This is a genomic window from Paucibacter sp. XJ19-41, assembly GCF_028462495.1.
In the GTDB taxonomy this organism is placed as follows: Bacteria; Pseudomonadota; Gammaproteobacteria; order Burkholderiales; family Burkholderiaceae_C; genus Roseateles_E.
The window spans coordinates 1-7,032 of sequence record NZ_JAQOWX010000101.1 but is presented as its reverse complement, the minus strand read 5'-3'; the positions used below and the strand labels follow the sequence as shown (position 1 = coordinate 7,032).

General features: G+C 70.3%; 10 protein-coding genes. 8 read left to right on the top strand and 2 right to left on the bottom strand.

Features of this window, described 5'->3' with window-relative positions:
• Window positions 1-1,608 (bottom strand): ComEC/Rec2 family competence protein (locus PO768_RS21660; protein WP_272647707.1); only part of this gene is annotated, 1,608 nt, incomplete at its 3' end.
• A gap of 77 nt (window positions 1,609-1,685) precedes the next feature.
• On the opposite strand from PO768_RS21660, the gene PO768_RS21655 reads away from it, so the two are divergent.
• The 3 genes from PO768_RS21655 to PO768_RS21645 are packed head-to-tail and all read left to right on the top strand — an operon-like array spanning window position 1,686 to window position 3,542.
• Window positions 1,686-2,153, top strand: coding sequence for a RidA family protein (locus tag PO768_RS21655; RefSeq protein WP_137941985.1), 468 nt, complete (start codon window positions 1,686-1,688; stop codon window positions 2,151-2,153).
• Window positions 2,154-2,156: 3 nt separating this feature from the next.
• Window positions 2,157-2,648: a disulfide bond formation protein B gene (locus tag PO768_RS21650; RefSeq protein ID WP_137941984.1), complete on the top strand. Its 492-nt coding sequence runs from the start codon at window positions 2,157-2,159 to the stop codon at window positions 2,646-2,648.
• A 21-nt stretch (window positions 2,649-2,669) separates the two neighbouring features.
• Window positions 2,670-3,542, top strand: a complete 873-nt coding sequence (locus PO768_RS21645) for a YihY/virulence factor BrkB family protein (RefSeq protein WP_269840302.1) — start codon at window positions 2,670-2,672, stop codon at window positions 3,540-3,542.
• Here PO768_RS21645 and PO768_RS21640 read toward each other — a convergent pair whose 3' ends face one another.
• A complete protein-coding gene (locus PO768_RS21640; RefSeq protein WP_262970455.1) occupies window positions 3,543-3,869 on the bottom strand; it encodes a hypothetical protein in 327 nt (108 codons plus the stop codon). It lies immediately after the preceding gene.
• A gap of 180 nt (window positions 3,870-4,049) precedes the next feature.
• Here PO768_RS21640 and PO768_RS21635 point away from each other — a divergent pair, with 180 nt between their 5' ends.
• From PO768_RS21635 to PO768_RS21615, 5 genes are all read left to right on the top strand, one after another.
• Window positions 4,050-4,226, top strand: a complete 177-nt coding sequence (locus PO768_RS21635; protein ID WP_266008619.1) for a DUF1328 family protein — start codon at window positions 4,050-4,052, stop codon at window positions 4,224-4,226.
• A gap of 24 nt (window positions 4,227-4,250) precedes the next feature.
• Window positions 4,251-5,690 carry a cardiolipin synthase gene (gene cls, locus PO768_RS21630; protein WP_272647706.1) on the top strand — a complete coding sequence of 480 codons (1,440 nt, stop codon included), beginning with the start codon at window positions 4,251-4,253 and terminating at the stop codon, window positions 5,688-5,690.
• A gap of 152 nt (window positions 5,691-5,842) precedes the next feature.
• On the top strand, window positions 5,843-6,058 hold the full coding sequence (locus PO768_RS21625; RefSeq protein ID WP_137941979.1) for a CsbD family protein: 216 nt from the start codon (window positions 5,843-5,845) through the stop codon (window positions 6,056-6,058).
• 50 nt (window positions 6,059-6,108) lie between these two features.
• Window positions 6,109-6,507: a hypothetical protein gene (locus tag PO768_RS21620; protein WP_262970452.1), complete on the top strand. Its 399-nt coding sequence runs from the start codon at window positions 6,109-6,111 to the stop codon at window positions 6,505-6,507.
• A 50-nt stretch (window positions 6,508-6,557) separates the two neighbouring features.
• Window positions 6,558-6,920 (top strand): hypothetical protein, encoded by a 363-nt coding sequence (locus tag PO768_RS21615; RefSeq protein ID WP_272647705.1) that lies wholly within the window; start codon window positions 6,558-6,560, stop codon window positions 6,918-6,920.
• Window positions 6,921-7,032 lie beyond the last annotated feature (112 nt).

Genomic DNA, 7,032 nt, shown 5'->3' with positions numbered 1-7,032 from the left:
CAGCAGCTCCAGCTGGCCCGGCGCCGGGCGCGGCACGGCCGGCCACAGCAGGCCCAGCGCCAGCGGCAGGCCCAGCAGCCGCGAACCCCAGGGCAGCGGCAGCACCAGCAGCAGCGCCGCCAGCAGGCCGCAGACCTGGGCCCATAGCGGCGCCACCGGCACATGCCAGACCGCCCAGGGTAGGCCGGCCAGCCAGCGCAGCCACAGCATCAGCCCCTGCAGGCACAGCACGGCCAGGTCCCACAGCAGCGGCACCAGGCTGCCGGCCAGGGCCAGCGGCGTGATCAGCAGGCTGACCACCGGGATCGCGACCAGATTGGCCAGCAGGCCCACCGCCGAGATCTGCTGGAAGAACAGCAGGGTCAGCGGCGCCAGACCCAGCGTGGCGACCCACTGGCTGTGCAGCGCCGCGCCGAGTTGAGCGCGCCAGCCCGGCGGCAGCAGGCCCGGCCCGCTGGCCATCAGCAGGCCGACCGCGACAAAGGACAGCCAGAACCCCGCCTGGCTGATCGCCCAGGGATCGATGGCCGTCACGACGCAGGCCGCCAGCAGCAGACTCAGCGGCCAGGGCCAGCGCAGGCCCAGCTGGCGCAGCAGCGCCAGCGTCAGCAACATCCAGACCGTGCGCTGGGCCGGCACACCCCAGCCCGAGAACAGCGCATAGGCCAGCGCCACCCCGACGCCGGCCCACAGCCCGGCACGCGGCGCGGGCAGCCACAGGCAAGACCTGGCACTGCGACGCCACAGCCCGGCCACCGCCCAGCCGGCGGCCCAAGCAAACATCGTGATGTGCAAGCCGCTGATCGCGACCAGATGGCTGATGCCGGTGTCGCGGAACAGGCCCCAGTCGCTGCGCGTGATCGCCGCCTGCTCGCCCAGGCTCAGCGCCACCAGCACGCCGGCGGCCCCGGGGTCGGGGACATGGCGCTGGATCGCATCGCGCAGGCGCTGACGCCAGCGGTCGATGCGCCAGGCGCCACCGGCCTCCAGCAGCCGATGGCCGCCGGGCCGCAGCACGCCGGTGGCGCGCAGCCCCTGCTCGAACAGCCAGAGCTCGTAGTCGAAGGCATGGGGGTTGGAGAGGCCGTGCGGGCGGCGCAGCCGCACCAGCAGCTGCCAGTGGTCGCCGGCCCGCCAGTCGGGCAGCGGCACACCCGGCTGGGCATAGGCGCTCAGCAAGAGGCGCGGCGGCACCTGAGGCTCGGCGCTGCGCTGCGGGTCCTCGGCCCGCTCGACCATGAAGACGAAGCGCCGCCCCGGCAGGCCACCCTGGCCCTGCACCGTCTGCGGCAGCGAGGCGATGCGACCGCTGAGCAGCAGGTCGCGCCCTTCCCAGGCGGCCGGCAAGGCCTGATCGAGCCGCTGCTGGGCCCGCCAGGCGCCCTGGCCGAAAGCCAGCAGGCCCAGGCTCAGCGCCAGCAGCAGGCCGCGCGGCCAGGCCCGGGGTCTGAGCAGCGCGAGCCCGGCCAGGGCCGCTGCAAGCAGCAGCACCGCCGCCAGCTCGCGCGCCTCGGGCAGGCGCGCGCAATGCTGCAGCGCCGCCAGGCCGGCCAGCCAGGCCAGCAGCGCCAACACGGCCGAATGCAGCGTGCGCCATGCGTCAGGCATCCGCTTCCTCCCTGGAAGCTCGGTGTAGGATTCGCGCCAACTTTCTAAACCTTTTTACCTGCCGTGAGTAGCCCCCGATGAGCACAACCGTCTATGAGCGTCTGAAGAACCTGGGCATCGAGTTGCCGCCCGTGGCCGTGCCGGTGGCGGCCTATGTGCCCTATGTGCGCAGCGGCAATCTGGTGTTCCTGTCCGGCCATATCGCGAAAAAGGACGGCAAGCCCTGGGTCGGCAAGCTCGGCCTGGACACCGATACCGCCACCGGCAAGGCGGCGGCCCGCGCGATCGCGATCGACCTGATGGGCACGCTGCAGGCCGCCGTCGGCGATCTGAACAAGATCACCCGCATCGTCAAGCTGATGAGCCTGGTCAACAGCACGCTGGAGTTCACCGAGCAGCATCTGGTGACCAATGGCGCCTCGGAGCTGTTCGCCGAGGTCTTCGGCGAGCGCGGCGCCCATGCGCGCAGCGCTTTCGGTGTGGCCCAGAACCCGATGGGGGCCTGCGTCGAGATCGATCTGGTGGTGGAAGTGGACGCGGACTGATCGATGTTCCTGACCGCCTCGAAACTGCCGGCGCGCGTGCTGGCCTTTGTCTGCCTGGCCAGCTTCGGCGGCGTCGCGATCGCGCTGATCGCCCAGCATGGCTTCAACGTCAAGCCCTGCCCCTGGTGCGTGATGCAGCGGGCCCTCTTCCTGCTGCTGGGTGCGGTGGCCGGCCTGGGCTGGCTGCTCAAGAGCAGCGCTGCGCTGCGCAAGCTTTCGCTGGGCGCGGTGCTGCTGCTGTCGCTGGCCGGTCTGGCCTCGGCCTACTACCAGCATGAGGTGGCCTCCAAGCTGGCCTCCTGCGATATGACCCTGGCCGACCGGGTCGTCACCGCGCTGGACCTGGAGACGCTGTGGCCCGATGTCTTCATGATCACCGCCTCCTGCGCCGAGGCCGCCGCCTACCGGCTGCTGGGCCTGCCTTATGAGTTCTGGAGCGCCCTGCTGTTTGCCGCATTCTTCGTGGCCGGCGTGCTGGCATTGCGGCGGCGCTGAGCCCGGCCTCATGCGCTCACGATGCCGCCGCTGACCCCCGCCGAGGTGCTGAGCATGGCGCGCCGCGCCGGCGCAGCCTGGCTGGCCGACGGGGCGCCCAGCATGGGCGCGGCCATCGCCTACTACACCTTGTTTTCGCTGGCGCCGCTGCTGCTGATCGTCGTGTCCGTGGCCGGCCTGGTGTTCGGCGCCGAGGCCGCGCGCGGCGAGATCTATGGCCAGCTGCAGGCGCTGCTGGGCAGCGCCGGTGCGCTGGCGGTTCAGGGTCTGCTGGAGAGCGTCAACCGGCCCGGTGGCAGTCTGCTGGCCACGGTATCGGGGCTGGTGCTGATGCTGATCGGCGCAACCTCGGTGTTCGCCGAGTTGCAGAGCACGCTGGACCGCATCTGGCGTGTGCCGGCCCGGCCGCTGAACGGGCTGTGGGCGCTGCTGCGCGCGCGCCTGCTGTCCTTCGGGCTGATCCTGGGTTTCGGCTTTTTGCTGATGGTCTCGCTGCTGATGGGTGCGGCGCTGTCGGCGCTGCACAAATGGTGGTCACCGCTGCTGGGCGGCTGGGACGATCTGATCCTGGTGATCGATCATCTGCTGAGCTTCGGCCTGATGACGGCGATGTTTGCGCTGATCTACAAGATCATGCCCAGGGCGCGGGTGGCCTGGGTCGATGTGTGGGTCGGTGCGGTGGTGACGGCCGCGCTGTTCAGCATCGGGCGCAGCCTGATCGGCCTGTATATCGGCAGCACCGCGATCAGCTCCGGCTTCGGCGCGGCCGGCTCGCTGGTGGTGCTGCTGATCTGGGTCTACTACTCGGCGCAGATCTTTCTGCTGGGCGCCGAGTTCACCTGGGTGTTTGCCCACGCGCGCGGCTCGCGCCGGCATCTGCCGATGCCGGCCTGATCAAGCCGTCTGCGGCTGCAGCAGCAAGGCGCACCAGGCCCCGTCGACCAGGGCATACAAGGCCCGCACCGCGCGCGGCTTGGGGCCTACCGGCCGGCTCAGCCGCGCCGCGCAGAGCTGGGCCGCGCGCCGCAGTGCGGAGACCTCCGGGCGGTTGCCGTGGCAGTGTTCGCGCGCCACCACCAGGCCGGCGTCCTGAAGCGTCGAGCCGTCGGAAAACTCGACGCGCGCACGCACGACGATGCTGGCGGGTGTGCTCAGCAGCAGATCCACATCGAGCGCCGGTTCGGCCTCGGCACGCTGCGGGCTGTTCATGATCCTGTTCATGCAGCGATGCTAGGCAGGCCGCGCGCCTGCCCCTGTCGGGCCACGGCGCGGCTGCGTGTAGGACAAGGCCGCATTGCCTGGGCGGGCCGGCGTCCTACAGGGCCAGGCGTCGCCCGCCGATGCCCGCCGCGCCGGACCGGACCTAGAGTCGAGCCATCCAAGCCACGCCAAGGACTCGACATGATCAAGTGGGCCCTCATCTTCGCCCTGATCTCGGTGATCGCCGGGGTACTGGGCTTCAGCGGCATCGCCGCCGGCGCCGCCGGCATCGCCAAGCTGCTGTTCTTCGTCTTCCTGCTGATCTTCGTCGTGCTGCTGGTGCTGGCGATGCTGGGCGTCGGCGCGCTGCGCAAATAGACGCCGGCCCCCGAGGAGCTCTGCATGCATCCCCGGCCCGGCCCGCGCATCACCGTGCTGCTTGCGGGCCTGGCACTGGGCCTGAGTCTGAGCTTCGGCGGCTGCGCCACCCGCGCCCTGCCCGCGCGCGCCGACGCACCGCCGCCCACCGCCAAGGCCGGTAAGGTCGCGGCCCGGTTGACGGTCAGCGGCCAGCGCGGGCGTCTGGGCCAGGCCCAGCGCGAGGCGGTGCTGCGAAAGATCGGTAGTCAGGGCAGCGCCTCGCTGCTGCACCGCCATCTGGCCGCGCAGACCGCCGTCGATGACGATGTCCATCTGCATGCGGGCAATGAGGCCCGCTTGCTGCTCGACGGGCCCGCCACCTTTGCCGCCATGTTCGAGGCCATCGAGCGGGCCCGCCACAGCATCCTGCTGGAGAGCTATATCGTCGAGCACGACGGGGTGGCCCAGCAACTGGCCGCGCTGCTCAAGCGCAAGCGCGCGCAAGGCGTGCAGATCGCCGTGATCTATGACGCGCTGGGTTCGATCGGCACTGACCCCGCCTTCTTCGAAGCGCTGCGCGAGGCAGGCATCGCGGTCTGCGCCTTCAACCCGGTCAACCCCTTGCAGCGTCCGGGCTACTGGGACATCACGCACCGCGACCACCGCAAGATCCTGGTGGTCGACCGCGACGTCGGCTTCACCGGCGGCATCAATATCAGCGCGGTCTATTCATCAGGCTCATCAGGTTCATCCGGCTCGTTCGGCCGCAAGCGCAGCGACCATGCCAAGGAGCGGGGCTGGCGCGACACCCAGATCCGCCTGCGCGGCAGCGCGGTGCCGGCGCTCGATGACTTGGTGCGCAGCACCTGGGTGGCCCAGGGTTGCAAGGAGGCGCTGCCCGCGCTGACGCCGACGCCGGCCGCCGCCGCCGGCGAACAACTGCTGCGGGTGATCCCGTCCACGCCCGATGACGAGTTCAACAAGATCTATGTGATGCTACTGACCGCGATCGACAGCGCGCAGCGCAGCGTCTACCTGACGATGGCCTATTTCGCGCCGGGCGAGGACATGGTGGCGGCGCTCAGCGATGCGGCGCGGCGCGGCGTCGATGTCCATCTGCTGCTGCCCTCGGTCAGCGACTTCGCGCCGGTGCTGCACGCCGGGCGTGGCTACTACGAGCGGCTGCTGGAGGCCGGGGTCAAGATCCATGAGCTGCAGGACGCGGTGCTGCATGCCAAGACGGCGGTGATCGACGGCGTGGTCTCGACCGTGGGCTCCAGCAATATGGACTGGCGCAGCTTCACCGGCAATAACGAGGTCAATGCCGTCGTGTTTGGCGAAGACTTCGGCAACGCGATGACCGGCATGTTCCGCCGCGACCTGGCCGCTGCCCAGGCCATCGAGCTGCAGGCATGGAAGAACCGCCCGCTGTGGCAGCGCGCCCGCGAGACGCTGGCGCAGTGGTTCGAGCGCTGGTGGTGACGGGGCAATGGGGCCTGGTCCTACACGCCCAGCCGCCGTTCTCCGATGGCCCGGCCGGGGCGGTCTTTCTAGACTGAAGTCATCGGATCAGGGACACCCATCACGTCGTTCCGGCCGACCGCCCTCCTCTGAAACAGACGAAAGGATTCACCATGAACTGGGACCGCATCGAAGGCAACTGGAAACAAGTCACGGGCAAGGTCCGTGAGCAATGGGGCAAGCTCAGCGACGACGATCTCGACGTCGTCGCCGGCCGCCGCGACCAGCTCAGCGGCAAGATCCAGGAGCGCTACGGCATCGCCAAGGATGAGGCCGAGAAGCAGCTCGCCAGCTGGGAGCGCGGCGTCAACGACAGCTGGTTCAAGTGAGCCCTGATCGCACCCGCACAGCCCCGACCGCAAACCGCAAGGAGAACTCCATGAACGAAAGCAATACAGCGCTGGGCAGCAATGCCGGCCATAGCGTCGAACAAGCGGCCGCACTGGCCGCCAGCAAGGCCGAGGAGGCGCTGCGCAGCACCCAGCGCGCCAGCAACGGCGCTCTCGACCATCTGCAGGGCCGAGTCCATGAACTGGGCCAGACCGTGCCCGGCGCCCTGGGCAATGCGGTCAGCCATGCCGAGGAGCTGGCGCGCCGCGGCCTGGAGAAGGCACGCCTGGCCAGCGCCGAGGTGCGCGATCAGGTCAGCCGCGGCAGCGAGCGCTCGGTCGCCTATATCCGCGATGAGCCGGTCAAGTCCGTGCTGATGGCCGTGGCGGCCGGCGCGGCGCTGGCCGTGATCGCGGGCTGGGCCAGCCGTTCGCGCAGCCAGCACTGAGCAGGCAAGCGGCGGGGCCACCGGCGATGATTCATCCTTTGATTGGCTTGGTGGCCACCCGGCCGGAGCTGCTGTCCGAGCATCTGGGCGCCTACGCCCAGCTGGCCACGGCCGAAAGCATCGAAGCGCTCGCACAGCTGCGCCGGCGCAGCCTCTGGGCCGCCGCGCTGTTCGCCAGCCTGGTGCTGGGCCTGGGCCTGGGCGGCGGTGCGCTGATGCTGCTGGCGGTCGTGCCGCTGGCCGAGATGCCGATGCCGGCCTTGCTGGCCGGCGTTGCCGTCGCGCCGTGGCTGGCGGCCGGCCTGTGCTTCTTGATGCTGCAGGGCCAGCCACCGTCCCGCCTGTTCCCGCTGCTGCGCCAGCAGTTGCAGCTGGACGGTGCGGTGCTGCAGGAAGCGGGCAAGACCTCATGAGCGCCGAGATCGCGCTGCAAAGGCTGGCGGACTCGCGCCTGCGCCTGCGCCAGGCCATGGGCGGCGACCGCCGCGACGCCGAGCAAGCCAGGCAAGCTGCCGGCCGCCCGCT

What these genes read in the sequence shown, in the direction of transcription:
- PO768_RS21655 (WP_137941985.1), top strand. Translation starts at nt 1,686, where the DNA reads ATGAGCACAACCGTCTATGAGCGTCTGAAGAACCTGGGCATCGAGTTG.
- PO768_RS21650 (WP_137941984.1), top strand. Translation starts at nt 2,157, where the DNA reads ATGTTCCTGACCGCCTCGAAACTGCCGGCGCGCGTGCTGGCCTTTGTC.
- PO768_RS21645 (WP_269840302.1), top strand. Translation starts at nt 2,670, where the DNA reads ATGCCGCCGCTGACCCCCGCCGAGGTGCTGAGCATGGCGCGCCGCGCC.
- PO768_RS21640 (WP_262970455.1), bottom strand. Translation starts at nt 3,869, where the DNA reads ATGAACAGGATCATGAACAGCCCGCAGCGTGCCGAGGCCGAACCGGCG.
- PO768_RS21635 (WP_266008619.1), top strand. Translation starts at nt 4,050, where the DNA reads ATGATCAAGTGGGCCCTCATCTTCGCCCTGATCTCGGTGATCGCCGGG.
- cls (WP_272647706.1), top strand. Translation starts at nt 4,251, where the DNA reads ATGCATCCCCGGCCCGGCCCGCGCATCACCGTGCTGCTTGCGGGCCTG.
- PO768_RS21625 (WP_137941979.1), top strand. Translation starts at nt 5,843, where the DNA reads ATGAACTGGGACCGCATCGAAGGCAACTGGAAACAAGTCACGGGCAAG.
- PO768_RS21620 (WP_262970452.1), top strand. Translation starts at nt 6,109, where the DNA reads ATGAACGAAAGCAATACAGCGCTGGGCAGCAATGCCGGCCATAGCGTC.